The sequence below is a fragment of the Paraburkholderia sediminicola genome (assembly GCF_046026855.1).
GTDB classification, from domain to species: domain Bacteria; phylum Pseudomonadota; class Gammaproteobacteria; order Burkholderiales; family Burkholderiaceae; genus Paraburkholderia; species Paraburkholderia sediminicola_A.
Map to the genome: position 1 here is coordinate 189,679 of NZ_JAQQET010000011.1, position 25,220 is coordinate 214,898.

The following is a 25,220-nucleotide window of genomic DNA, read 5'->3' on the forward strand; positions in this document are numbered from 1 at the left end:
CGCGGGGCGGGCGGCTGGAACGGCGCCGCGTGTACCGCGGGGTTCCGGCTCGCTACGCTCCGCGCGAGAGGAGCGATGTTAACACGGATGACTGAAGCGGACGCCGTGACAGACGCCACTGACAACCGCCCTCGACGCCGCTGACAGTCTGCCTTCGGGACATGCCACAATTACAGTGTTGCGCGCCGTCGCCGCGGTGGCAAAGCGGCGCGCCGTTTTTGCAGGAATACACGCATGTCCGCATCGCTGAAGATTGGATTGATGGGTTACGGTTTTGCCGGCGCGACCTTTCACGCGCCGGTGATCGAGCATTGCGGGCGAGCCAGCGTCGCGGCCATCGCGACGAGTCAGCCCGAACACGCGCTGGCCGATTATCCGCACGCGAAGGTGGTGGCCGATCTCGACGCGCTGCTGGCGCTGGAAGAAATCGACTGCGTCGTGATCGCGACACCCAATGACACGCACTTCGACCTGGCGCGCCGCACGCTGGAGGCGGGCAAGCACGTGGTGGTCGACAAGCCGGTCACGCTGACTGCCGCGGATGCCCACACGCTCGCCAACATTGCGCTCGCCCGCGGCAAGCTGTTCGTGCCCTTTCACAACCGCCGCTGGGACGGTGATTTTCTGACCGTGCGGGACCTGCTCGCCGGTAGAGAGTTGGGGCGCGTCACGCAATACGAATCGCATTTCGACCGTTTCCGGCCGGAGGTTCGGCAGCGTTGGCGCGAGGAGGCTTCGCGTGGTGGCGGTTTGCTATTCGACCTTGGACCGCACCTGATCGATCAGGCATTGGCGTTGTTCGGCGCACCGCAGACCGTGTCCGCAACCGTTCGGACGCATCGCGACCAGGCCAGCGCGCCGGACTACGTGCACATTCAACTGGGGTACGGTGAGTTCGAAGTGGTGTTGCATGCCAGCGCGTTGACTGCGCTTGTCGCACCGAGGTTTGCGATCCACGGCACGCAGGGGAGCTATGTGAAACACGGGCTCGATACGCAGGAAGATCAGTTGAAAGCCGGCTTGCGGCCTGGCGATGACGGGTTCGGCGCCGGCAATGCGGCGGGGGTACTGCGTGTGATCGAAGGCGATCAGGAAGTGGAGCGGGAAGTGCCTACGCGCAACGGAGAATACGTCGGCTTTTATATTGCCTTGGCCGACGCCATTCAGAACGGCGTGAAATTTCCGGTCAGCGCTCAGGACGCGGTCGACGTGATGACGATTATCGAGCTGGCCGCCAGGAGTTCGGAAGAAGGCACCCGGCTGCCGTTTGAGCGTATTCGCTAAATTTTGCCTAAGGGGCGCTTTCTGGCTATCTGGCGGCGGCACACTGGCAATGCCGCCGCCCATGGCAAAAAGCCTGACAACCCCGAAAGGAACATAACGTTACAAATAACCCCGTGTTCGCGGTCAGCGCGAATCCCCGGCAATCCGTTGCTACCCCAGTAGCACCACAAAACGACAACGACTTCCGGAGAGTCCATGCCACGTATCGTCCGCGCAGTAGCAGCATGCGCATTGCTCAGCTCCCTGGCCGCCTGCGTGGTGGCCCCCCAGCAACCCGCGCCGGCACCGCGCCCGAACCCGCAGCAGATCGCGGACCAGCGCCTGAACCAGGTTAACGGCCGTATCGACAACCTGAGCCGCCGCATCGACGTTCGCGTCAACCAAGGCTACTACCCGCCCCCACAAGGCGGCGCGCTGCATCACCGCCTCGACGTGATCCGTCAGGAAGCTCATGACATGGCGGCGCAACACGGCGGCGGCCTGTCCGGCGACGAACAGCGCGTGCTGAACCAGGAACTGGACAACGCGGCGCACGCCATCGGCGAATAAATCGGCGAATAATCGCGCCGGTTCAGGCACCGAAGCAAAGAGGCGCGGGCATCACGTCCCGCGCTTTTTTTGACATTCGCGATCCCCCAGCGGCACCCCCATGCCCCTTGCAGGCCTTTATTTGACAAGCCCCCGACCCTCGCGTACATTCGCCGCACGCGTCGGGAGAGCGTGCTGGCCGCAGAGAATCGCAGGCCGCGCCGCCGAAGGGGCACACCCGCAAACTCTCAGGCAAAAGGACCGACCGCGTCGAAAAACCCGCGCCCAGGCAACATCAAGGCACCGGTTTTTCGCACTCTGGAGAGCGGCAGTAGCCATCTGCGCCGCGTACATCGAACGTACGTCGAGCGGATTCTGGCAAGCTGCCCACCGAAGGGGCGCGCGTTTCACCGTAGCGATCACGGCTTCACCATCGCACGGCGGCGCAATCTCTCAGGTATCGAGGACAGAGGGGCCATGCAACGCAATCGCTCGCAGCCAGCAGGCCGCGAGGCGTAGCGCCGCGTGGCCTTTTTTGTTTCGCGAGATGCCCGAGGCCCCATGACCGAACTCAAACACACCCCGCTCAACGCCACCCATCGTGCGTTCAACGCCCGCATGGTCGATTTTGGCGGCTGGGACATGCCCGTCAACTACGGCTCGCAGATCGACGAACACCGCGCCGTGCGCACCGACGCCGGCATGTTCGACGTCTCGCACATGTGCGTCGTCGATTTTACCGGCGAGCGCGTGCGCGCCTTCTTCGAATACGCGCTGGCGAATAACGTCGCCAAGCTGCAAACGCCGGGCCGTGCGCTCTACTCCTGTCTGCTGAACCCGAATGGCGGCGTGATCGACGATCTGATCGTCTATTACTTCGGCGAAGATCACTTCCGCGTGGTCGTCAACGCCGGCACCGCCGATAAAGATATCGCCTGGTTCGGCCAGCTCAACGCCGAAGGCAGCTTCGGCCTGACCATCACGCCGCGCCGCGATTACGCGATCGTCGCCGTGCAAGGCCCGAACGCCCGCGAAAAAGTCTGGCAAACCGTGCCGGCCGCGCGCGCCGCCACTGAAGCATTGAAGCCGTTCAATGCAGCGCGCGTCGACGACACGCCGTTCGGCGAACTCACCGTTGCCCGCACCGGCTACACCGGTGAAGACGGCTTCGAAATCATCGTCCCGGCGGATCACGTCGAAGCGCTGTGGAACGCGCTGCAAGCACAAGGCGTGCGGCCCGCCGGTCTCGGCGCGCGCGATACGCTGCGTCTCGAAGCCGGCATGAACCTGTACGGCCAGGATATGGACGACAACGTCTCGCCGCTCGACGCCGGCCTCGCCTGGACCGTCGATCTGACCTCGCCACGCGAATTCGTCGGTAAGGGCAAGCTCGAAGCCGACGGCTCGCAGGCCGCGTTCGTCGGTCTGATCCTGCTGAAGGAAAACGGCAAGGCAGCGGGCGTGCTGCGCGCTCACCAGAAAGTCGTCACGCCGCAGGGCGTTGGCGAAATCACCAGCGGCACTTTTTCACCCACGATGCAGGAATCGATCGCCTTTGCGCGCGTGCCGAAAGGCGTGCAGCCGGGCGACACCGTTCATGTCCAGATTCGTGACAAAAACGTTCCCGCAAGCGTGGTAAAACTGCCGTTCGTGCGCAACGGCAAGGTGCTCGCAGTTTAAGCAGCCGGCGCGCGCGTCTAACTTTTTAAGTCACTACCGAATCACACCGCATAGGAGCATCCGATGAGCATCCCGGCCGATCTGAAATACACCGAATCGCACGAGTGGGTCCGCACCGAAGCGGACGGCACGCTGACGGTCGGCATCACCGACCATGCGCAAGAAGCGCTCGGCGACATCGTCTTCTTCGAAGTCCAGGAACTGGGCAAGACCGTCAACGCTGGCGACACCGTCGCCGTGATCGAGTCGGTGAAGGCCGCTTCCGATATCTACGCGCCGGTTTCGGGCGAAATCATCGAAGCGAATCCGGCCGTCACCGATACGCCGGATGGCGTCAACAGCGCGCCGTACGACAACTGGCTCTTCAAGATCAAGCCGGCCGCGGACGCATCGCTGGACCGCCTGATCGACGCGGACGCATATTCGAAAGCGATCGGCGCCTGATTCATCGCAAGTTGCACCATTACGTTTAAACCCGACAGGCGCGGCGCGTCCGATTCAATCGTCGAACGGACGCCCGCACCGGCAGGAACAACCTCATGAAGCTCGAACACCCGGATCGTCTGATGAACCGCACTCCTCTCTCGCTCGCCGCGCTCGAAGTGCATGACGCCTTCGCTGAACGGCACATCGGCCCGGATTCGGCCGACCAGCATGCGATGCTCGAAGCCCTCGGCTTCGCGTCGCGCGCCGCGCTGATCGACGCCGTCATTCCGAAGACGATCCGCCGCACCGAAACGCTGCCGCTCGGCCCCTTCGCCCAGCCGAAGAGCGAAGCGGAAGCGCTCGCCGCGTTGCGTGAGCTGGCGGACAAAAACCAGGTGTTCCGCTCGTACATCGGGCAGGGCTATTACAACGCGCACACCCCGGCGGTGATCCTGCGTAACGTGCTGGAAAATCCGGCGTGGTACACCGCGTACACGCCGTATCAGCCGGAAATCTCGCAGGGCCGTCTGGAAGCGCTGCTGAACTTCCAGCAGATGATCGTCGACCTCACCGGTCTGGCGATTTCGAACGCATCGCTGCTCGACGAAGCCACCGCCGCCGCCGAAGCGATGACGCTGCTGCAACGCGTCGGCAAACCGAAATCGAACGTGTTTTACGTCGCCGACGACGTGCTGCCGCAAACCATCGAAGTGGTGAAGACACGCGCCACGCCGGTCGGCATCGAGGTTAAAGTGGGCCCGGCTGCGGACGCCGCGACCGCGAATGCGTTCGGCGTGCTGCTGCAATACCCTGGCGTGAACGGCGACGTGCGCGACTACCGCGCACTCGCTGATGCAATCCACGCAGCGGGCGGCCACGTAGTGGTCGCCGCCGACCTGCTCGGGCTGACCGTGCTCACGCCGCCGGGCGAATGGGGCGCGGACGTGGCCGTCGGCAACACGCAGCGTTTCGGCGTGCCGGTAGGTTTCGGCGGCCCGCACGCGGCTTACCTCGCCGTTCGCGACGAGTTCAAGCGTCAGATGCCCGGCCGTCTCGTCGGCGTGACCGTCGACGCGCAAGGCAATCCGGCGTTGCGTCTCGCGCTGCAAACGCGTGAGCAGCATATCCGCCGCGAGAAGGCGACCTCGAACGTGTGCACCGCGCAAGCGCTGCTCGCGATCATGGCCAGCATGTACGCGGTCTATCACGGCCCACACGGCCTGAAGACGATCGCGCTGCGTGTGAACCGCATCGCGGCGTTGCTGGCTGAAGGCGCGAAGCAACTCGGCTATACGCTCGTCAACGAAACCTTCTTCGACACGCTCACTTTCGAAGCCGGCGCGCGCACGCAAGCGCTGCACGACGCTGCGAAGGCGAAGCGCATCAACCTGCGCCGCGTCAGCGACACGCAAGTCGGCCTGTCGATCGACGAAACCACGACGCGTCACGATCTGGCCGATCTGCTCGCCGTGTTTGCCGAAGCAGCCGGCGCCAAAGACGTGCCGAAAGTCGACGCGCTCGACGCAACCATTACCGCTTCGAACACCGCGTCGGTACCCGCCGCGCTTGAACGCACCAGCGCGTACCTCACGCACCACGTGTTCAACCGCCACCATTCCGAAACGGAAATGCTGCGCTATCTGCGCAGCCTGTCCGACAAGGACCTCGCGCTCGACCGCTCGATGATCCCGCTCGGCTCGTGCACGATGAAGCTGAACGCGACGTCGGAAATGCTGCCCGTCACGTGGCCCGAATTCGGCCAGATCCATCCGTTCGCGCCGGCTGAGCAAACCCTCGGCTACCGCGAAATGATCGATCAACTCGAAGAGATGCTGGTCGCGGCAACCGGCTATGCAGCGGTGTCGCTGCAACCGAACGCCGGCTCGCAGGGCGAATACGCCGGCCTGTTGATCATCCACGCTTACCACGCGTTGCGCGGCGAAGCGCATCGCAACGTCTGCCTGATTCCCGCTTCGGCGCACGGCACGAACCCGGCGTCGGCGCAAATGGCCGGCATGCAGGTCGTGGTGGTCGCGTGCGACGCGCAAGGCAACGTCGATATCGAAGACCTGAAGAAGAAGGCGGATCAGCACGCCGACAAGCTCGCGGCAATCATGATCACGTACCCGTCCACGCACGGCGTGTTCGAGGCGAACGTCCGCGAAATCTGCGAGATCGTGCATGCGCACGGCGGTCAGGTCTACGTGGACGGCGCGAACATGAACGCAATGGTCGGCCTGTGTGCGCCGGGCCAATTCGGCGGCGACGTCTCGCATCTGAACCTGCACAAGACCTTCTGCATTCCGCACGGCGGCGGCGGACCGGGCGTCGGTCCGGTCGCAGTCGGCGCGCATCTCGCGCAATTCCTGCCAAATCAGATTTCGTCGGGCTATGAGCGCGCGCCGAACGGTATTGGCGCTGTGTCGGGCGCACCGTACGGTTCCGCGTCGATCCTGCCGATTTCGTGGATGTACATCGCGATGATGGGCGCGAAGAACCTCACGGCTGCCACCGAAACCGCGATCCTCAACGCGAACTACGTCGCGAACAAACTCGCGCCGCACTATCCGGTGCTGTATTCGGGCCCGGGCGGACTGGTCGCGCACGAATGCATTCTCGACCTGCGCCCGATCAAGGAAACCAGTGGCATTACCGTCGACGACGTCGCCAAGCGCCTCGCCGACTACGGCTTCCACGCACCGACCATGAGCTTCCCGGTGCCGGGCACGCTGATGGTCGAGCCGACCGAATCGGAGTCGAAAGAAGAACTCGATCGCTTCATCGAAGCGATGATCGCGATCCGCGAGGAAATTCGCGCTGTAGAAGAGGGCCGCTCGGACCGCGAAGACAATCCGCTGAAACACGCACCGCATACGGCAGCGGTGGTTATCGCGAACGACTGGAAGCATGCGTATGCGCGCGAAACCGCCGCGTATCCGCTGCCCACGCTGATCGCGAAGAAGTACTGGCCGCCGGTCGGCCGAGCGGACAATGTGTACGGCGACCGCAATCTGTTCTGCTCCTGCGTGCCGATAGCCGATTACGAGTAAGCATGGCCTTGACCGCGCATCGCCTGAAGGTTGTAAGCAGGCGTTGCGCGGTTCTGTCGCTTGTGTCCGCAAACGGCTAACATCACACACCGAATCAGCCTAACGAGGAGTTTCGCATGGCGCGAAAGGTGCGATTGATGCAAAGCCGGACCGGAGCAAGGCGAGCCCAGACATGGCAGCAGACTTGCACACTGTTGTTAGCAGGCGCAGCAGTGCTGCTGCTGCCGCTGCGACAGGCGCAAGCCGCAATGAATTTTTGTGCAGCGCCCGCGCTGCAAACCAGCGAGCGCACGAATGCCGATCCAGGGGTCAAAGCACTGGTGAGCAACGTGCAGGCGCATCTGAACGACCCGCCGCATGCGTTGGCGAAACTGCATACCGAAGGCACGCTGCCGCACGAAGGCATTTACGATCAAAGCGTCGAGGCGGAGAAGGATCTCGATCTGCTGCGTGACGCCGCGCTCGCATGGCGCGCGACGAGCGACGACCGTTATCTGAAGCTGGTCGACCGCTTGCTGTATGCGTGGGTCACGACTTATCAACCCAGTTTCAATCCGATCGACGAAACCCATTTCGAAGGCCTCATCCTCGCCTACGACATGACCGCGAGCGCGTTGCCGGTGAAGACGCGCAACGCATCGATGGCGTTCCTGACGAAGCTCGCGAACGGCTACATCGGGCAGATCGATGCACAGCCGCGACCGCTCAAGGGCACGTTCAAGAACAACTGGCAAAGCCACCGGATCAAACTGATCTCGATGGCCGCGTTCACGCTGGATAACCGCAAGATGATCAATGCGGCGCAGCGCCTGTTCGACGAGCATATCGGCGACAACATCGCGCCGGACGGCTCGACATTCGACTTCGGCGAACGCGACGCGCTGCACTACGTCACCTACGACCTGCAGCCGCTCGTGATCGCTGCGCTCGCCGCGCGCCGCCACAACCGCAACTGGTTGCCGGAGAAGGGGGCGAACGGCGCCTCGCTGGCAGTCGCACTGAACTGGCTCACGCCATACGCGGACGGCAGCAAGACGCATGAAGAATTCGTGCATTCGAACGTTCCGTTCGATGCCAGACGTCGCGAGGCCGGTTTGCCTGGCTATTCGGGTCAATGGGACCCGAAAAACGCGACGGAACTGTTTCACCTAGCGGCGCGTCTCGACGGACGCTATACGCCGATCGCGCTGCAGCTCGCACCGACGCCACCCGCGTGGCTCGCCGTGTGTTTGCCGCTGCCGGCGCGCTAAACTAACTTTTATCAGCAGGGAGCAGTAAATGGCAGTCAGCGTGTTCGATCTCTTCAAAATCGGCATCGGTCCGTCCAGTTCGCATACGGTTGGGCCGATGCGCGCGGCGCTGATGTTCGCGCAAGGACTCGACCGCGACGGGCTGCTGGGCGCGACGGCATCAGTGAAAGTGGATCTGTACGGTTCGCTCGGCGCGACCGGCAAGGGGCACGGCACCGATCGCGGCGTGATGCTCGGTTTGATGGGCGATGCGCCCGACACGGTCGATCCGGACACGATCGTGCAACGGCTTGAAGCAGTTAAGGCGTCGCGCAAGCTCGCCTTGCTCGGCACGCACGACGTACCGTTCGTCCAGAAAGATCACATTTCGTTTTATCGCCAGGCGCTGTCCGAGCATCCGAACGGCCTGATACTGCGTGCGTTCGATGCGCAGGGCGAGACGCTGCGCGAGTCGACGTATCTGTCGGTGGGCGGCGGTTTTGTGGTGACGGCGGGCGCGCCGAACACGAAGGTGCTAAGCGCCGTCGAACAATTGCCGCATTCGTTTCGCAGCGGCAACGAATTGCTCGAACTGTGCGATTCGACCGGCAAGAGCATCGCGCAACTGATGTGGGAAAACGAACGCGTCTGGCGTACGGAAGAGGAGATACGTTCCGGCTTGCTGAAGATCTGGAACGTGATGCAGTCCTGTGTGTCGCGCGGTTGCGGCATCAACAATCCGGGTGCAGACGGTAACTTGCCCGGCCCGTTCCAGGTGAAGCGCCGTGCGCCGCAGTTGTACCGCGCGTTGTCGGGTAATCCTGAGCTGGCGCTACGCGATCCGCTGTCGATGGTCGACTGGATCAATCTCTACGCCATCGCCGTGAATGAAGAAAACGCCGCGGGCGGGCGCGTGGTCACCGCGCCGACCAATGGCGCGGCCGGCATCATTCCCGCCGTGCTGCATTACTACACGCGCTTCATGCCGGGTTCGAACGAGCAAGGCGTGATCGACTTCCTGTTGACGGCAGCGGCGATCGGCATTCTGTACAAGCTGAATGCGTCGATTTCAGGCGCGGAAGTGGGGTGCCAGGGCGAAGTCGGCGTGGCCTGTTCGATGGCCGCGGCCGCGCTCGCAGCGGTGATGGGCGGCACGCCCGCTCAAGTCGAGAACGCTGCTGAGATCGGCATGGAACATAACCTCGGGCTGACGTGCGATCCGGTCGGCGGGATGGTGCAGATTCCGTGTATCGAACGCAACGCGATGGGCTCGGTAAAAGCCGTGAATGCCGCACGAATGGCGCTACGCGGTGACGGCACCCACTACGTGTCGCTGGACTCTGTAATCAAGACGATGATGCAGACCGGCGCGGATATGAAGACGAAGTACAAGGAAACGTCGCGCGGCGGGCTGGCGGTGAATATTGTGGAGTGTTGAGAAACGCAAACCCGATGCGGCAACGACTCAACGGTACTGATCGTACCCATCGCAACGCATGGAGGCTTCATCGCAATGCCGCTCGCTTCTGAATCTTCTTCCGCCGCCCAAACCACGGGCGCGCGCCTCGTCGTCGATGCCTTGCTGACGCACGGCGTCGAGCGTGTTTTCTGTGTACCCGGCGAGAGTTTTCTCGCCGTGCTCGATTCGCTACACGACGAAACCGACCGCATCCAGACCGTGGTCTGCCGGCATGAAGCGGCGGCCGCGAACATGGCCGAAGCAGTCGGCAAATTGACCGGACGTCCGGGCGTCGCCATCGTCACGCGCGGACCGGGCGCGACGCATGCATCGATCGGCGTGCACACCGCGTTTCAGGACTCCACGCCGATGATCCTGCTAATCGGTCAATGCGCGCGCGAGCATCTCGACCGCGAGGCCTTCCAGGAAATCGACTACCGGCGCATGTTCGGGCAGATGGCCAAGTGGGTCGCGCAAATCGACGATCCGAAGCGCATTCCCGAATATCTGAGCCATGCGTTTCACACGGCGACGTCGGGGCGGCCAGGGCCGGTCGTGTTGTCGTTGCCGGAAGATGTGTTGAGCGATGCGTGCGAAGCCGTAGCCAGTGTGCCGAGGTATAAGCGTGTGGCGGCGTCGCCATCCGCCGCGCAGGTGGAGGAGTTGCGTCGATTGCTGGAAGAGGCGCAACGGCCGATGGTGATTGCCGGCGGCAGCGGTTGGACGTCCGATGCATGCGCCGATCTGCAACGCTTCGTCGAGAATTGGCAATTGCCTGTCGGGCTCGCGTTCCGCTTCCAGGACACGCTCGACAACGAGCACCCGAACTATGCCGGCGACGTCGGTCTCGGCATCAATCCGGCACTGGCACAACGCATCCGCGATGCAGACTTGCTGCTCACGCTGGGCCCGCGGCTAGGGGAAGCAACAACCAACGGCTACACACTGCTCGACATTCCAAAGACGAAGCAAACGCTGGTACATGTGCATCAAGGCGCGGAGGAACTCGGGCGGGTCTATTCCGCGGATCTGCCAATCGTCTCCGGCATGCCGGAGCTGGCAGCGTTGCTTGCGGCGTTAAAGCCTTCTGCCGAGAAGCTCGCATGGGCCGGCGCAGCGAAGGATGCGCATCAGGCGTATCTCGACTGGCGCAAACCTCGCCAGATTCCTGGCGACGTGCAAATGGGCGAAGTGATCCAGCAGTTGCGCGCGCATCTACCGGAAGACGCGATCCTCACCAACGGTGCGGGCAATTACGCGACGTGGCTGCATCGGCATTTCTCGTATCGGCATTTCCGCTCGCAACTTGCACCGACCAGTGGTGCGATGGGTTACGGCGTACCGGCGGCGATCGCAGCGAAGTCGATGTATCCGCAACGTGCAGTGGTCGCATTAGCCGGCGACGGCTGTTTCATGATGTCCGCACAAGAACTCGCGACGGCGATGCAGTACGACCTGCATGTGATCTTTATCGTCGTGAACAACAACCACTTCGGCACGATCCGCATGCATCAGGAACGGCACTATCCGAATCGCGTGCACGGTACCGGTCTCACGAATCCGGACTTCGCCGCGTTCGCGAGGTCGTTCGGCGCGCACGGCGAGACGGTCGAGCACACAGAAGATTTCCTGCCGGCTTTGCGGCGCGCCATGGAAGCACCGTGCGCGGCGCTCATCGAGATCCGGATGCCGCAGGAGGCGAGCACGCCAGGCGCGACGTTGGAGCAGATTCGGGAGCAGGGGCGGAAGCTGCGAGGGGAATGAGCCGTGCAGCGTGGTGCGTGCGAGGATCTGCTTGATCGCACGAACGCCGCGATCAAGCAGACTTCACCAACCACCAACGCCCACACGCTCCAAGAATCAGTAGCATCAGCGCCACCACGTCGACGATCACAACGCGCCCGATATGCATATTCAGATGCCCCGTCGACCATGCCAGCCACAAAAACGCGCAAATGCTGATGGCGCCCGCGGTGAACCCCACCGGCTGCATCGCCGCGTTGAACGCCGAATAGATCAGAAACGCGCCGAGTAACCCAAACAACACCGCACGGTGGCGCATGAGGACGGCAAGATTGGGTTCCTCGACCGCGATACCGTAAAGACTCGCAAGGCGGCTCGCGCCGAGCGCCCCACTGAGCGGCAAAAGATGAATGACGCCGGCAAACACTAGCGATACGACAATGAGATACTTCATGGTTCGCCTCTGGTAGGTCAGCATGACGGGCATGCGCATACGGGAGCGCATGCCCGTCATGCGGCAAGCAGCGGCCTGCGCCACAGCTTGCCGAATCGTACTGGTGTCAGTTCGCGGCCCGTTGCAAGTCGGGTGCGTCGCCAGCGTCCGCTTCGAGCCACGCTGCGATCATGGGGCGCGCCGCTTTTCGGCTAATTGGGTGAAAAGCGAGACATCGGCTTGCCATAAGCAGCGTCATCATTTCACCATCGCGGATGAATGCGAGACCTCCGCCGAGCTCCGCCGCGTGCATGGCGCACCGCTCGATAGCGCGCTGAACGCCAAAACGTATCATCAAGACGCGGGCAAGCAACGCCTCGTCGGGTGGGCACGTTTGCATCAGATGAACTGCACCATCGAGCGCTGCTTGCGCAGACTCCAGTTCGCTGCCAAGCAGCACGCGCTCTGACTCCTCCACGCCGCGATCCGCCACGACCCGCGCAGCCATGCCGCTCACCACGCCAAGGTAGCTGGCTGATGCGACGATCTCGAACCAGCAGAGGCCCAGCACTTCGGCAACGGCCACTATCTGCGCGGTCTCGGCGTCGTCTTCGGTTGCAAGCAGCAACTGATCAGCCGACACCTTCACGTTGTCGAAGCACAGTTCATGATTGTCCGCGGCAGCGAGTAGCGGAACGTTCCAGAACGCACGCCGCGTCACACCTGCTGCATCCGCAGGCAGAATTGCCATGCCGGTATGTTTGGCGCCGTCCGCGCCCTGCAGCGCGACGCCGACCGTGATGATGTCCATGCAATTCGCCATCGTACAGGGCTTTTTGCTGCCGCTAATCCGGAAGTCGTCTCCGTCGGGGGTCATGAAAACGGTTGAGTCCAGGATGCCGGCACCGCGGCGGCCCTCCGCGAAAGCGGACGCGACCAGAAGATTGTCGTGAGCAACGTCGTGCAGCATGTGCGCGCACGAAGGTACATGATCGGCGAGCGCATTGCAGAAGCTGACCGTGAAGTTGTGCATGGTGAGCATGAGCGCCATTGAAGGTGCGCTCGCGCCAATGGCGCGCTGCATACGAATGCCGTCGTACGGTGAAATCGCGGCGCCGCCCAGTGAGGACGGTACCCACAAGCGCGGCAGCCGGTATTGGTGGATCAGCGCCTTGATTGCCTGAGGCTCCATCGACTCCAGGGCCGACAGGCCACGGTGGGTCAGTTCGGCGTCCAGCCCCGGTGCGTAGCGCGCCAATACGGCGCGTGATTCCTGCAAGAACATGAAGTGTTACCTCGTTTCAAATGGTCATTCGGCTCGAATGGCGAAGCCATTCGAGGTACAGGGGAACCAGCATGGCAATCAGGTTATGTGGCAAATTCGCCGCTCTCGGGCAGTGCCATGGAATGCCTGGCAGCGCGGTTTGCCCTGTCATTGCATAGGCGAGATCGTGGCCGGCGCGAAGGGCAAGTGCGACGCCGTGCCCATTCCACGCGCCGATATGCCAGTGGCGGCCGTCGCGATCGAGTGGGGCGACAATCGGCCATTCATTTAGAGTGCAGCCGAGCAGTCCGTGCCAGACGACGTCCGCAGTGATCGAACGCACTGATGGAAAGAACAGGGACAACTGTGCAAGCAAATGCGACGCGTCTTGCGGCTTCTGAGCGACGCCGGCTTGTGTGTCGCGCGCGTAACGATAGTCGCCACCAATCAGCAGGCGGCCATCGGCCATCGGTCGCAAAAAATTGAACATGGGGCGCGCATCGTAGAGACCCTGGCCCTGCGTCCAGCCGATCGCTGAACGCTCCGCGCAGGAAAGGGCGCGCGTCACGGCGGCGAACGCTGTGACCGGCAGCACAGTCCGTCGAAACGCGATCAGCCCGCCAATGGCACCGTCGACTGCAAGCACTATTCGCGACGCCCGGATCGAGCTGGAGCCGACGTGCAGCGTGCCGATGTCGCGCTCCAACCGCTCCACTCGTGCATGTTCGAAAATGCGCACGCCCTGGGCGAGAGCCGCTCGCTTCATCCCCACACATAATCGGCCCGGATTGAGCAACCAGGCCGGAAAGACGAGCGCGTTGCGTATGCGGTATGCGTCCGGCAACGATGCATGTACCGCATCGGCGCCAAGCAATGGCACGTCGAGCCCAAGCGATCGATACACCGCCGCCCGCCTTTCGAGCTTGAGCGCATCGGCGTCTCGGAGGGCGACTTGCCATTGCCCGGCACAGCGGAGTTCGCAATCTATCGCCAGGTCTTTCGCGAACCTGGCTGCGAATTCAACTGCGCCAAGCGAATAGTCATACGCCGCACGCGCGAATTCTTCGCCCAGTGACCGCACCTGGTTTTCGATGGCCGGTCCGATGCGCGGCGCGCATTGACCTGAATTCAGGCCGCTCGCGCCGTAACCGATGCGTCCCGCCTCGAGCAGTAGGACGTCGAGTTGGGGCGCGGCCAACTTGAGATGCAGCGCGGTCGACAAGCCCGACAGGCCGCCGCCGACCACCGCGACGTCGCAGCGCAGGTGGCCGCTTGGCGCGGGCGCAAGCTCGTCGAGCGGGAACGGGAGCCAGACTGTCGAATACGGCTGGCGAGATGCCACGGAAGCGGGCATATTCAATGTCACTAGATTGCCCCCGTGAGACGGAGGAACTGCCACAGTCCACCCGCGGTCGCGCCCTTTTGAAACGCAATGTACTCGGGCTGAATCAGATCGGGCGCCCATTTCAGCTTGTATTGCAACTGCGCCTGAGCCGGATAGATAACACTGCCGTGCTGCGCCAGTTGGCGAAAAACCCACGCCGTGGCGCGGCTGTATGCGCCCGGCAACTCGTTGCTGTCTGCAAGCGAGGTAAGCGGTGTGAAGCCGAAGTTCAGCATCGGCGCGCCTTCGGCCTTGAAGCGTTCGATGGCGGTAATGTTGACGAGCTCCATGACGCCGGCCGCTGTGTCCGGGTTGCGCCGGCTCAGGTCGTGCATCCAGCCGGCGTGTTGGCCGAAGCTCGCGGTGTACAGGATGTATGCCACTGGCACATCGTCGGCCATGGCGATAAAAAGACGCTTGATCGCACGGTCGAACGCCTCGGGGGCACCCAATTCGCCAATGAGAAAGGCCAACTCCTTGGTGCCCTTATCCTTGATCCATGCCCGGTCTATAGCGGCGACGGCGTCCCATACGTCGCCGCTTGCCGGCAAGTCGACGCCGAGTTCGAGCACGGCGACGCCGCTGCGCCGCGCGCGCGAAATCTTGTTGCGCAGTTTGATGAACGGTGTACCCGAGATTTTGAACCGATCGAGCCGCACACTGTAGGAGGCGCCGATCTGATTGACACTGAAACCACGGCTCGCGAAAAGTTCAGCATCCTCGTGCAGCATCTGCACAGCTACGACCTTGCGACCCTCGCGGTGCGCCCAGAGCAAGAAGGTGTCGAGCAACGCCGCGCGCTGATCGTGCGCGGCCGCAATGCCGGCGACCATCACCAGATGTCGGCGACCCGCGAGTCGATAGGCAATCAGGCCGTCTATCCCGGGCGCGCAAAAGCGCGCGGTTTGCCGGTTGATCGCGAGTAGCGCCGAGGGGTGGTCCGCATGGGTTCGCAGCGTCTGCACGGCCTTGATGGTTTCCTGATCGGCGAGTGCAGGCGCCGAAGCGTTACGTCCCATGAGGCCCCCCGGGCTTGCGGCCGCACGCGTTGACATAGCTACTGCGGAAACGCTCGAAGTCGGGATGCGCGGCGGGTTCGAAGCTCACACCGAACGGCTTCAGAAAGTTGCCGAACAGCGCCCGGTCGCCGCACAGATGGATCGGGATAGCGAGCAGCGCCCATTCCGGTCGCACCCACCATGCCCACACTATCGCAACCAGAAGCGCCGTGACCGCGCTGTGGGCAACGTTGTAAAGGACGTAGAAGACCCGATGGATGCGCCTGCCGTGCGCACGCCGGTGCGCCACTGCGCCGGGAAGATAGCCAATAACGTCGATGTACGCGAAAAGCAACACGAAAGCCCACCAGCGGACCTCGGTGCGGTGGGCAATCAGCAGTCCGACGCAGACGACCAGCGCAATGAGATATTCCAACCGCACCAGTCGGTACGTCGCGGGCGTTTCGAACAAGTTCCGTTGATCCATCCCGCCCTCCGTCAATCGCTCGTTTGTATAAGTTGTTCTAGCTTCGGATGCGCGGCGACGACGAGCTGAGTCATGAGGCTTTGCAGGTCCGCGTCGACGTAGCGCACGAACGACGCTTGCATGGAAGGCCGCGAGAGCATGCGAAGGTACCAGGAGCGAAGGTTGGGCGACTCTTCGAAGGTCATCAGGCTGCCTAGGCCCACGTGATCGGCGCGCATGACGTAGGGCAAGGCAGCGAGATCGGCGAGACTACAAGCGGGCCCGGCGAGCCACCCATGCGCGTCGACGAGTTGCTTCTCCATCCGTCGGACGAACGCGTGGTGCCTGCTGATGCTTTCCTTCAGTTGCGGCGCGTCGAGGCCATGCTCCAGGACGCTCGCGCGCCATGCGCGCACCGACGCGTCCGGTATCGCCTTCAGTAAGGCTTCCACCACCTCGGGCGGCTGCTGCAGTAAAAGCGGGCGCGCCAACACCGCATACGTTACGACGCCCGACGCATGATGCAGCTCACGCTCGATCCAGTGATTCCATTGGCGCGCGGCATAACGATGCACCGGCGCGGCGGGCATCAACGGATGCTGAAGAAAGGCTTCCTCGAGATACTCACAAATGAACCACGATTCGTTAAGCACGTGACCGTCGTGCTCGAGGACCGGCACTTCGGCTCGCGGGTTCAGGCGCAGGAAATCTTCCTGCAAATGCTGGCCCGCTAACAGGTCAACCAGACGGTCATCCCAATCGAGCTGCTTTTCGGCGAGCGCGAGCCGAACCTTCTGGGATGCAACGGAAAACGGTGAGTGATGAAGAGTCAACATGGCGATGTGTTTCCAGGGTTACCAGACGAGTGGAACCAGCCGCTTGACGCGCCGGCTATAGGTGACGTATTCCGCGCCAAACGCCTGCAACATCAGGCCTTCCTCGTAGCGGATACGCCTGACAAAAGCGGCGAGCAGCAAAACGCCGGCGAGCGCCGCCGCAATCGGTGCGTGCATGGCGAGCAACATGCCCGTGTAGAGCAACCAGGCGCCCGTATAGCTCGGGTGGCGCAACATCCGATAGGGCCCGCTCGAAACGACCTGCTGGCCTGACTGAACGCGCACGTGCCAAGTGAAGAAGCGCCCCAGCGCAGCCACGGCCCACGCGCGCAATAAGGCGCCGGCAATGGCGACCGCGTAGGCGGCAATGGCAAGCGCGTCCCAGTCCATGCTGCCGGGATACCGCCACAGAAGGCATTCGACGACACCAAACAGCAGCGTCAGATAGACCGTCCACACGAGCTGCTTTGCTGTGCCCCGATCTTCGGGAGGGGCGTCGTGATCGAGCGGGCTGTAGGCCGGCTGCGTCAACGAGGCGAGCAGCCCAGCGGCCACCATCGCCCAGAGCTTCGACGAAAGGAGTGCCTGCGGCTGGATCAGCGCTGCCGGCACGACGAAGACCAGCGTTATCGCGACCAGTCCAGTGAGAAATTTGCGCACCATCTCGATCTCCGTGTCACGCGGTGGCGGGCAACGACTGCAGCCCGCGGAAGACGACAGTGCCGGGGAGCCAGCGCGGATTGTCCATCTGCGGGTTGAGATTGGGCAGGCGTTCGAAGATGGTTTGCAGCGCCACTTCGGTTTCGACCTGACCGAGATGCGCGCCAAGGCAGTAGTGCGGGCCGCCACCAAATGAAAGCGGATAGTTGCTCGTGCGAGTAATGTCGAACTGGCCGGCGTGAGGCCACGCGCTCTCATCGCGGTTGGCGGACGCGACGATACACAAGATCGTCTCCCCTGCCTTGATCGACGAGCCTGCAACTTCAATGTCTTCGCGCGCCTGCCGCGGTGTCATCTGTACGGCCGAGTCATAGCGCACCATTTCGGTCACCGCGCCGGGAAGCAATGACATGTCCTGCTTGAGCGTGTGCAACTGGTCAGGATGCTCATACAGGGCGAACAGGCCGTTGCCGATGGTATTCACCGTTGTTTCCTGCCCGCCGACGAACATCATTCGCAGGTTGTCGATCGTCTCGGCATGCGTAATTCGCCCTTGCTGCTCCGCTGCGTTCAATTGCGACGTAAGGTCGTCACCCGGTTCGCGGCGGCGCAGGTCGATCAACCACTCGAAATAATCACGCGCCTCGTCGACGGCCTGGTTCTGTTCGAACATTTCCAGCGGATTCAACGGCGCGGGTTCGAGCGCGCGGGAACCATTGGCCTTGCGTTGACCGAACTTCGGCCAGTCCTGCTTTGGGACGCCGATCATCTGGCAGATCACGGCGCTCGGCAACGGAAAGGCGAGGTCGAGCATCACGTCGAAAGCCGATTTTTTGAGCGCCACGTCGATCAGATCGTGCATCACCGACTGCATGAATGGACGCATCGACTCGATCCGCTTGTGCGCGAAAGCTCGCGCGACCAATTCCCGCAAGCGCAAATGGTCTTCGCCGTCTTTCATCACCATCATGTTGCGGGCCGACGCGTAGACCGGCTGCTCGACGATGCCGGGCCCCATCCGCTGAGCCATGTTCTCGAAGTAGAAGTAGCCACGCCCAAAATGGGCATCTTTCAGCATGAACGAGATCTCGGCGTGCCGGCTGGCGATCCACACGCCGTGAGGCGACCGGTACATTGGCGCGTGCTCGCGCAATTGCTTGTAGACGATGTAGGGATCCCGCACATGGACAGGATGGGGGATAAGAGGATCGAAAGCCGGTGTGAATGCAGCCGGACTCGGCGAAAGCGCGGACATGAATACCTCCTGGGAAAATAAGCGAACGGGTTCAGGCTGGCATCGCATGCCGAGGAGGCTCAGCGACGCCCTGCTCCATACAGGCGAATCGAGGGTTCATCCATTGCGAGATCACCTGCAGGCGTCCTTCCAGAAACTGGGTACGGCACGGCCGGCGTGACAGCTTGCCGCTCGTCGTTTTGGGAATGGTTCCGTTCGCGATCAGCACGATCGCGTAGGGCTGAATTCCGTGTTGCGAGTAAATGACGTCACGCATGCGTGCGGTAATTTCGTCAGATCGTGCTTCGTCGCGACGTCCGACTTCCTGCACAAACACGAGATGATCTTCGTTGCCCGCGGTAATGCAGAAAGCGATGCCGCATCCTGGGCGAACTGCGTCATGGCAAAGATCGATCGTGCGTTCGATATCGTGGGGATAGTGATTGATGCCGCGAATGATGATCAGATCCTTGAGCCGGCCGCTGACATAAAGCTCGCCGTTATGCATGAAACCAAGGTCGCCCGTGCGCAGGTATGCATGATCACGCCCAGCAATGTGACCGTCGAATATGCCCGCTGTCCCGGGCGTGCTGCGCCAATACCCCGACGTCACAGAAGGCCCCGCCACCCATATTTCTCCGACACGTCCTTCGCTCAACTCGAGCACGGAATGCGGATCGACCACTCGCAGATCGAGGTCCGTTGCAACCTCGCCGCAACTCACAAATTCACTCACCGATGGATCCGCCAAGGCACCCTCGCGCACTACTGCACGGGCTTCGTTTGCATAAGCAACGCTATCGATGGTCAGCGTGCGGGGCGGCTCGTCGCGGCGTTTGCCGGTAACGAATAGCGTTGTTTCCGCCATGCCGTAGCACGGATAGAACGCTGCACGCCGGAATCCGCATGCACCGAAGCGTTCGGCGAAACGGTCCAGCGTGTCGGCTCGTACCGGTTCCGCGCCCGAGTAGGCGAGCTGCCAGCTAGACAGGTCGAATGCGGCCAGTGCCTCCTCAGGGATCTTTTCGATGCATAGCTCGTAGGCGAAATTGGGCGCGCCGCTCACCGTGCAGCGTCGTTTCGACAACTCGCCGAGCCACCGTTCCGGCCGGCGCAGGAACGAGGCGGGTGCCATGAAACTGACCGGCACGCCTGCACAGAACGAGCCGAGCATTGCGCCAATCAGCCCCATGTCGTGATATGGCGGCAACCAGGTCAGATGGTGATCGTCAGGCCTGAATTGCAAATGCAACGCGATCAGGTAGACGTTGTGCAACAGGTTGCCGTGCGTGACGATCACGCCTTTTGGCGTGCCCGTGGAGCCCGACGTATATTGCAGAATCGCCACACGGTCTCGAGTCACACCTGGATCACGCCATGCGTCTTCCAGATGACCCAGCGCGGCATCGGTGACTAGCCAGCGCAGGCGGCCAGGTGGCCCGGCCCGGTCACCGACCAGCTCAAGCACCGCCCCCGTTGTCAGCGCCGCGCTGGCGCCGCAATCTTCCGCAACGGCGGCAAGCCGGTCGCGCAGGCGCGGATTAAGCGGTGGATAGGCTGGCACGCCCACCATCCCCGCATAGAGACAGCCGAACAACGCACATAGATAGTCGAGCCCCGCCGGGTAGAGCAGCAAGACGCGATCACCCGGTTTGCCCGAAGTCTGCAGTAGCGCGGCTATGCGCCTTGCCCGCTGGTCTAGCTGTTGGTACGTCATCGCCAGGTCTTCCGGCCGAGCGCCCGCGTAGTCGATAAAAGTGAACGGCATGGCGCCCGGTGCGGTATCGGCGTAGTTACGCACCACCTCGACGAGGCTCGCACTCCGGTAGGGGTCGGGTGGAACGAGAAGCTTAAGCGGTAGGCTAGAAGCAATCATGGGAACTCCTCGAAATGTCGATGCCGATGCTCGACTCAAACGAGCGCCGGCGAAGGCTGTGCGGTGGAATCGATGAATCGCTGCAGATTAGTGCGGGCGAGTGGCTGGCCGAAACTCTGCAACCCCGCGAGTGAAAATCCGTGTTTGCGTGCGAGTTGTTGCTGCCGCGCGATCTCGTGCATATTCAGCGTATCGCCGATGCTGGTGGTTTCGAAACGCCCTTCAAGGGCGAGCAGCATGGTCTCGGCCATGCAGGCGTACGACGTACCGGGCGCGATGCCGTACGGTCCGATCCGCGGTGAACCGGGTAGTGCAATAATCCCGCCGTCGATCACGAGCACATCCTGACGACGCTCGGCAACCGACGCCGGGATCGAGCGAGGTCGGGAAATGTCGCACACAATGCTGCCAGGTCGTAGCAAGCTCGCCTCGATGACGTCGCCGGGAAAACTGGTGGCAGCGAGCACCACGTGTGCCGAACTCAACGAAGCGATGTCGCCGGTCAGGCAGAGCGCCCCTCGCTCTTCGAGCTGCCTAATAAGTTCATCAGCATGTGACGAGCCCAACTCCGCGGCGATCTGCGTGATTTGCGCGGCAATGGAGCCGGGACGAAGCGCTTGCTCGGATGACAAGAGGGCGTCCTGCACGATCATGCGAGCGACACGCAGGAGCCGCGCCCGACCGACTTCGTACGTGTGAGATGGATTGCCGACAAGGAGAATGCACGCGGCCCGCCGCGACAGCAACGTCGCCATGCACGAACCAATCGCACCGGCGGCGCCGACGACCGCGGCCGCGCTTCGATCCCACTGACGACCGGTGCGGCGGATCACGTCGTCCAGCGCCTCGATACCGGCCACGACGGTGTACGAGTTGCCCGATGTCAACGGCACGTCCGGATTCAGCAACTGCACGCCTCCGCCGCTGACAACCGAGGTGTAAGCGCCCAGTCCGACAATCTGCGCGCCCCGCTTGCACGCGAGACGGATGCCCTTGTTCAGCACCTCGATGGCCTCGCGCTGTGGCAGGCGGCGCAATTGTGCTGCGGTATGGCTGATCATGATGAAGTCACCTCGAGCCTTCGCGCCGGTGCGAGATTCGACCTGCACGGTCGACCCAACGACAGGATCGATCATCCCGTCCATGCTTTGCGCAAACTCGTTCAGCTCCTCGGCCGAGAGCAGGCTGAGACTCTGGTCGTAGTCCGCGTAACTCTGCGGGTCGAGTGGATGAAGCAGAAACGCGAAGTGATGTTCATTGCACGAAGCCGGAAGGGCGGCGGGTGACGGCGTGCGCGATTGGTTGGCATGCCGCGCCTCGACTGCCTCGCAGGCCGGCGGCTCGCGCCGAAGCAGCGCGCGATAAAAGGCACCCGTATTGCGGCTAGCCAACACCTTCAACGTGCGCCCGAGCGCATCAGCCGCCATGTCGCAATGCTCGCGCGTTGTGGTAAGCGGAGGTTGAACGCGCAGCACGTCACCCCGGTTGAGGGTAGGCGCAAAGCGCACCCGTTCGACGTTGAGCAGGTAGCTGGCGACAAATTGCGCCAGCTCGCCTTCCTGAGCTGCAATGCCGAGAAAGTTTTCCGGCCAGCGCGTGCGATCCGAGCTGAAACGAACACCCAGCATGAAGCCTTGCCCGCGTATTTCTTCAATCAGTTCGGGATAGCTCTCGCGCAGCGCTTCGAGCCGTTGTTTCAGATAGGCCCCTTCCGTACGGACATGGTGCAGCAACTCGCCCTCGTTGCGCGTCAGCCTGTCCAGCGTGGCGAGGGCTACGCGCGACGCAAGCGCATTGCCCGCGAACGTCGACGAATGTTTCAACGCAAATTTCTCGCGGTAGACGGCCTCAGTGCAAAGCGTGGCGCCAATGGGAACGAGACCACCGCCCAAAGCTTTCGACAACAGCAAAATGTCGGGGCGCACGCCTTCGTATTCACAGGCGAACATGGCGCCAGTGCGGCCGAGCCCGGTCTGCACTTCGTCGACAATCAGCAAGACGCCGTGCCGGCGGCAGATCGCTTCGACTTCGGCCAGATATCCCTTTGGCGGTACATGCACACCACCCTCGCCCTGAATCGGCTCGACAATGAAGGCCGCGTACGCGTCAGCACAGGACGCGAGATGCGCTTCCAGCGCGTTGGCATTGCCGTACTCGATGTAGTCGAAGCCCGGGATCGGCAGACCGAAATGGGACTGATAATCGGGCTTGCCAGTGGCCGACAAGGCGCCGAACGTTTTGCCGTGGAAGGAATTTCGAGTAGAGAGAATACGTGTGCGACCGGTTGCGTGACGCGCCATTTTGAGCGCCGCCTCCACCGCCTCGGCGCCGCTATTGGATAACGTCACGTACCGAAGCCCTGACGGTGCAAGTCCGATCAGTCGTTTCGCAAGCAGCCCAGCCGATACGAGAAAAGAAGGTTGCGCAAAGACCGGCTCGGCTTCCTCACGCAGCGCATTAACCGCATCCCAGATTATTTTCGGATGGTGACCGAACGGGACGGCCCCGTATTGCGCCAGAAAATCGAGGTACTGGTTGCCGTCCTCGTCGTAAAGAAATGGCCCATCTGCCCGGACGAAAGACCGGTCGATTTTCAATTGCTGCAGCTTTTGCGCGAGCCAGGGGTTCACGAACTGTTGATACGGCCGACCACGCGTCGACCCGGCCCTTGACCGCTCCGCCAATTCGAGCAGCGCTTGCGTGAGCTCGTCAGAGTTGCTGACGCGCTCGAGAAAATCCGCGGGAATCGAGATGCCGCACCAGCGCTCCAAAGAGCAGACCAAGTCCGCCCCGGACAGCGAGTCAATACCAAGATCGGCCAGGCTCGCGGTCGTGCCGTCCCATTCGCTGTTGAAGTGCTCTCGCGTATAAGCGATCAGCTACTGCGTTACTTCGTACTTCGTCTTGATCGACACTCCACACTCCATTTCTCTCACTGCACCTATAAAGGTGAGCGTGCTTTAGGCGCCGCTTCGTCAGATAACCGGGACGATATTTCTCTCAATCATCTATTATTAGAAATGCCAATTAACTTATTCGTACATCGGAACTGGCAGATGAAGACTAACCGCCTAGCCGCTTAAGCGTAAATCAGACGGTTAGACATGGATCAAACAATCGGCAGCTATGCGGAAAATGTATCCCCTAAATAAGGAAAAAGACACGCCGCAGAATATCGGTGTGCTTAATAAAGCAGGGCCTCTTTTTTTCGAAAATGCCAATCGATAAGCACGCGTTAAAACGCGCTTTATTCATTGCGCATAAAAGGCCGTGGCTCGAGGCAAAAAAAAACCCCACAAGCCAAATCGGCTCATGGGGCGTTTTCAGATGTTTCGATTGGAACGGGTGTGAAACGCGTACGCCGTCCAGTTGGAATACGCGCCGCTGCAGAACCGCGCGGCGCGCGGCGCGCGATGCCCGTGTCGAAGGCGGCTTACTTCCCGCCCACGCTTTGCAGCGTCGTCCACTTGCCGTCGACCACCTTGTACAGCGTGATGCCGCCGTTCTTCAGATCGCCCTTGCCGTCGTACGCGAGGTTCGCTGCCGTCACTGCAGGCATCGAGGTCTTCGCGAGCATCGGCAGGTACTTGGCCGGATCGGTCGAGTTAGCCTTCTTCATGGCGTCGAACATTGCCATTGCGCCGTCGTAAGCGTACGGCGAGTACGTTTGCACGTCTTCGTTGAAGCGCTTCTTGTACTTCGCGACGTAGTCCTTGCCACCCGGCATTTCTTCCAGCGGCAGGCCGGCGAGCGATGCCACCGTGCCGTCCGCCGCGTTACCCGCGAGCTGGATGAAGGTCGGCGTGTGAACCATTTCGCCGCCCATCAACGGAGCCTTGATGCCCAGTTGCTTCATCTGCTTGACCATCGGTGCCGCTTGCGAATCCGCGCCGCCGTAGTACACCAGATCCGGGTTGACCGACTTCAACTTGGTCAGGATCGACTTGAAGTCGACAGCCTTGTCGTTCGTGTATTCACGATCGACGATCTGACCGCCTGCTGCCTTCGCTGCCTTTTCGAACTGATCTGCCAGACCCTGGCCGTAAGCCGTGCGGTCGTCGACGATCACGATCTTCTTCATGCCCAGAGTCTTCACCGCGAACGTGCCGGCGACCGAACCTTGCTGCGTGTCGGACGTCATCATGCGGAACGTGGTCTTGAAGCCCTGTTGCGTGTACTCAGGCGCCGTCGCCATGGCGATTTCGGGGATGCCCGCGTTCGCATAGATGCGCGAAGCCGGAATCGTGGTGCCCGAGTTGAAGTGGCCGAGCATGCCCTTGATGCCGTCATCCACCAGCTTCTGTGCAACGGTCGTACCGGTGCGCGGGTCAGCCTGGTCGTCGGCCGAATCCAGCACGAAGCGAACCTGCTTGCCGCCGATCACCGGCTTGGTTGCGTTCATGTCTTCCACAGCCAGCGTGATGCCGTTCTGGAAGTCCTTACCGTAGTGCGCCTGTGCGCCCGTCATCGGACCGGCAAAGCCGATCTTCACGTCTTCGGTCGATTGAGCGTTGGCCGTCCCCGCCAGCGACATTGCCGCAACCAGTGCTGCGCCTGCCAGCTGTTTCATCTTGTGTTGCATAGCTTCTCCTTGGTACCAGGTGTGGATGGAGCGGTTTTTCGGGGTCGCCGTACCGCTTCCGTTTTAATACTGAGCGCCCCCATACCTG

The 25,220-nt window shown here is 62.1% G+C and carries 19 protein-coding genes and 2 riboswitches; of the genes, 8 read left to right on the forward strand and 11 right to left on the reverse strand.

From position 1 onward, the window contains the following. Positions 1–234 precede the first annotated feature (234 nt). The 8 genes from PQR40_RS14775 to PQR40_RS14810 all read left to right on the forward strand — a co-directional run bounded on the left by PQR40_RS14775 (position 235) and on the right by PQR40_RS14810 (position 11,420). Positions 235–1,284 carry an oxidoreductase gene (locus tag PQR40_RS14775; RefSeq protein ID WP_408390936.1) on the forward strand — a complete coding sequence of 350 codons (1,050 nt, stop codon included), beginning with the start codon at positions 235–237 and terminating at the stop codon, positions 1,282–1,284. Between the two features lie 195 nt (positions 1,285–1,479). Continuing rightward, positions 1,480–1,833 carry a hypothetical protein gene (locus PQR40_RS14780; protein ID WP_408226025.1) on the forward strand — a complete coding sequence of 118 codons (354 nt, stop codon included), beginning with the start codon at positions 1,480–1,482 and terminating at the stop codon, positions 1,831–1,833. 152 nt (positions 1,834–1,985) lie between these two features. Next, positions 1,986–2,086: riboswitch (glycine riboswitch) on the forward strand. A 34-nt stretch (positions 2,087–2,120) separates the two neighbouring features. Continuing rightward, a riboswitch (glycine riboswitch) is annotated at positions 2,121–2,292 on the forward strand. An 81-nt stretch (positions 2,293–2,373) separates the two neighbouring features. Further along, the gene (gene gcvT / locus PQR40_RS14785) at positions 2,374–3,492 is read left to right on the forward strand and encodes a glycine cleavage system aminomethyltransferase GcvT (protein ID WP_408226022.1); all 1,119 of its coding nucleotides are present in this window, start codon (positions 2,374–2,376) and stop codon (positions 3,490–3,492) included. A gap of 63 nt (positions 3,493–3,555) precedes the next feature. Then, positions 3,556–3,936 carry a glycine cleavage system protein GcvH gene (gene gcvH, locus PQR40_RS14790; RefSeq protein WP_408226019.1) on the forward strand — a complete coding sequence of 127 codons (381 nt, stop codon included), beginning with the start codon at positions 3,556–3,558 and terminating at the stop codon, positions 3,934–3,936. 95 nt (positions 3,937–4,031) lie between these two features. Then, the gene (gene gcvP / locus PQR40_RS14795; protein ID WP_408509271.1) at positions 4,032–6,968 is read left to right on the forward strand and encodes an aminomethyl-transferring glycine dehydrogenase; all 2,937 of its coding nucleotides are present in this window, start codon (positions 4,032–4,034) and stop codon (positions 6,966–6,968) included. A 116-nt stretch (positions 6,969–7,084) separates the two neighbouring features. Beyond that, a complete protein-coding gene (locus PQR40_RS14800) occupies positions 7,085–8,218 on the forward strand; it encodes an alginate lyase family protein (protein WP_408334843.1) in 1,134 nt (377 codons plus the stop codon). A gap of 28 nt (positions 8,219–8,246) precedes the next feature. Beyond that, positions 8,247–9,635 (forward strand): L-serine ammonia-lyase, encoded by a 1,389-nt coding sequence (locus tag PQR40_RS14805; protein WP_408509272.1) that lies wholly within the window; start codon positions 8,247–8,249, stop codon positions 9,633–9,635. 75 nt (positions 9,636–9,710) lie between these two features. After that, positions 9,711–11,420, forward strand: coding sequence for a thiamine pyrophosphate-binding protein (locus PQR40_RS14810; RefSeq protein WP_408509273.1), 1,710 nt, complete (start codon positions 9,711–9,713; stop codon positions 11,418–11,420). A 52-nt stretch (positions 11,421–11,472) separates the two neighbouring features. Here PQR40_RS14810 and PQR40_RS14815 read toward each other — a convergent pair whose 3' ends face one another. The 11 genes from PQR40_RS14815 to PQR40_RS14865 form a co-directional block, all read right to left on the reverse strand. Next, positions 11,473–11,853, reverse strand: a complete 381-nt coding sequence (locus tag PQR40_RS14815) for a phosphopantetheine adenylyltransferase (protein WP_408226004.1) — start codon at positions 11,851–11,853, stop codon at positions 11,473–11,475. Positions 11,854–11,959: 106 nt separating this feature from the next. Next, positions 11,960–13,117, reverse strand: a complete 1,158-nt coding sequence (locus PQR40_RS14820) for an acyl-CoA dehydrogenase family protein (RefSeq protein WP_408226001.1) — start codon at positions 13,115–13,117, stop codon at positions 11,960–11,962. Positions 13,118–13,133: 16 nt separating this feature from the next. Further along, entirely contained in the window at positions 13,134–14,450 is a 1,317-nt protein-coding gene (locus PQR40_RS14825; protein ID WP_408509274.1) for an NAD(P)/FAD-dependent oxidoreductase, read from the reverse strand. 11 nt (positions 14,451–14,461) lie between these two features. After that, entirely contained in the window at positions 14,462–15,499 is a 1,038-nt protein-coding gene (locus PQR40_RS14830) for a DUF2156 domain-containing protein (RefSeq protein ID WP_408225995.1), read from the reverse strand. Beyond that, positions 15,489–15,965: a hypothetical protein gene (locus PQR40_RS14835; RefSeq protein ID WP_408334858.1), complete on the reverse strand. Its 477-nt coding sequence runs from the start codon at positions 15,963–15,965 to the stop codon at positions 15,489–15,491. Before PQR40_RS14835 ends, PQR40_RS14830 begins: the two co-directional genes overlap by 11 nt. Before the next feature lie 11 nt (positions 15,966–15,976). Then, positions 15,977–16,780: a glutathione S-transferase family protein gene (locus tag PQR40_RS14840; RefSeq protein ID WP_408225989.1), complete on the reverse strand. Its 804-nt coding sequence runs from the start codon at positions 16,778–16,780 to the stop codon at positions 15,977–15,979. A gap of 18 nt (positions 16,781–16,798) precedes the next feature. Continuing rightward, positions 16,799–17,443, reverse strand: a complete 645-nt coding sequence (locus PQR40_RS14845; RefSeq protein WP_408225986.1) for a methyltransferase family protein — start codon at positions 17,441–17,443, stop codon at positions 16,799–16,801. 13 nt (positions 17,444–17,456) lie between these two features. After that, positions 17,457–18,695, reverse strand: a complete 1,239-nt coding sequence (locus PQR40_RS14850) for a cytochrome P450 (RefSeq protein WP_408334861.1) — start codon at positions 18,693–18,695, stop codon at positions 17,457–17,459. 31 nt (positions 18,696–18,726) lie between these two features. Next, a complete protein-coding gene (locus PQR40_RS14855; protein WP_408225980.1) occupies positions 18,727–20,550 on the reverse strand; it encodes a fatty acyl-AMP ligase in 1,824 nt (607 codons plus the stop codon). Between the two features lie 35 nt (positions 20,551–20,585). Further along, the gene (locus PQR40_RS14860; protein WP_408509277.1) at positions 20,586–23,429 is read right to left on the reverse strand and encodes an aminotransferase class III-fold pyridoxal phosphate-dependent enzyme; all 2,844 of its coding nucleotides are present in this window, start codon (positions 23,427–23,429) and stop codon (positions 20,586–20,588) included. 554 nt (positions 23,430–23,983) lie between these two features. Continuing rightward, positions 23,984–25,132: a branched-chain amino acid ABC transporter substrate-binding protein gene (locus PQR40_RS14865; protein WP_325044805.1), complete on the reverse strand. Its 1,149-nt coding sequence runs from the start codon at positions 25,130–25,132 to the stop codon at positions 23,984–23,986. Positions 25,133–25,220: the final 88 nt, after the last annotated feature.

Coding starts and splice junctions, on each gene's coding strand:
- PQR40_RS14805 (WP_408509272.1), top strand. CDS start 8,247: ATGGCAGTCAGCGTGTTCGATCTCTTCAAAATCGGCATCGGTCCGTCC.
- gcvH (WP_408226019.1), top strand. CDS start 3,556: ATGAGCATCCCGGCCGATCTGAAATACACCGAATCGCACGAGTGGGTC.
- PQR40_RS14840 (WP_408225989.1), bottom strand. CDS start 16,780: ATGTTGACTCTTCATCACTCACCGTTTTCCGTTGCATCCCAGAAGGTT.
- PQR40_RS14855 (WP_408225980.1), bottom strand. CDS start 20,550: ATGATTGCTTCTAGCCTACCGCTTAAGCTTCTCGTTCCACCCGACCCC.
- PQR40_RS14835 (WP_408334858.1), bottom strand. CDS start 15,965: ATGGATCAACGGAACTTGTTCGAAACGCCCGCGACGTACCGACTGGTG.
- PQR40_RS14800 (WP_408334843.1), top strand. CDS start 7,085: ATGGCGCGAAAGGTGCGATTGATGCAAAGCCGGACCGGAGCAAGGCGA.
- PQR40_RS14830 (WP_408225995.1), bottom strand. CDS start 15,499: ATGGGACGTAACGCTTCGGCGCCTGCACTCGCCGATCAGGAAACCATC.
- PQR40_RS14865 (WP_325044805.1), bottom strand. CDS start 25,132: ATGCAACACAAGATGAAACAGCTGGCAGGCGCAGCACTGGTTGCGGCA.
- PQR40_RS14825 (WP_408509274.1), bottom strand. CDS start 14,450: ATGCCCGCTTCCGTGGCATCTCGCCAGCCGTATTCGACAGTCTGGCTC.
- PQR40_RS14815 (WP_408226004.1), bottom strand. CDS start 11,853: ATGAAGTATCTCATTGTCGTATCGCTAGTGTTTGCCGGCGTCATTCAT.
- gcvP (WP_408509271.1), top strand. CDS start 4,032: ATGAAGCTCGAACACCCGGATCGTCTGATGAACCGCACTCCTCTCTCG.
- PQR40_RS14780 (WP_408226025.1), top strand. CDS start 1,480: ATGCCACGTATCGTCCGCGCAGTAGCAGCATGCGCATTGCTCAGCTCC.
- gcvT (WP_408226022.1), top strand. CDS start 2,374: ATGACCGAACTCAAACACACCCCGCTCAACGCCACCCATCGTGCGTTC.
- PQR40_RS14820 (WP_408226001.1), bottom strand. CDS start 13,117: ATGTTCTTGCAGGAATCACGCGCCGTATTGGCGCGCTACGCACCGGGG.
- PQR40_RS14850 (WP_408334861.1), bottom strand. CDS start 18,695: ATGTCCGCGCTTTCGCCGAGTCCGGCTGCATTCACACCGGCTTTCGAT.
- PQR40_RS14775 (WP_408390936.1), top strand. CDS start 235: ATGTCCGCATCGCTGAAGATTGGATTGATGGGTTACGGTTTTGCCGGC.
- PQR40_RS14845 (WP_408225986.1), bottom strand. CDS start 17,443: ATGGTGCGCAAATTTCTCACTGGACTGGTCGCGATAACGCTGGTCTTC.
- PQR40_RS14810 (WP_408509273.1), top strand. CDS start 9,711: ATGCCGCTCGCTTCTGAATCTTCTTCCGCCGCCCAAACCACGGGCGCG.